The sequence below is a fragment of the Campylobacter sp. 2018MI13 genome (assembly GCF_018501135.1).
GTDB lineage: Bacteria > Campylobacterota > Campylobacteria > Campylobacterales > Campylobacteraceae > Campylobacter_E.
In genome coordinates, this window is record NZ_JAHCZC010000365.1 from 1 (window position 1) to 219 (window position 219).

Below are 219 nucleotides of genomic sequence, written 5' to 3' on the forward strand. Positions count from 1 at the left end.
TTCCTTTATTAGAACATTTTAAAGTTACTCCGTTATCAACTCCTTCAGGAATAGTTACTTCTAATTCTTCTTTTTTATTTTCTTTTCCACTCCCTTGACAAGATGAACATTTATCTTTTACTACTTTCCCTTTACCGCCACACACATCACAAGTGCTAACCATTTGGAAAAAGCCTTTTCTAATAGCTATTTTGCCCTTGCCATTACATCTTGAGCAAG

Annotated in this window: 1 protein-coding gene; it reads right to left on the reverse strand. The window is 34.2% G+C overall.

Annotated features, from left to right (window positions below):
* Nucleotides 1-219 (reverse strand): zinc finger domain-containing protein (locus tag KJQ99_RS11550; protein ID WP_284467068.1); only part of this gene is annotated, 219 nt, incomplete at both ends.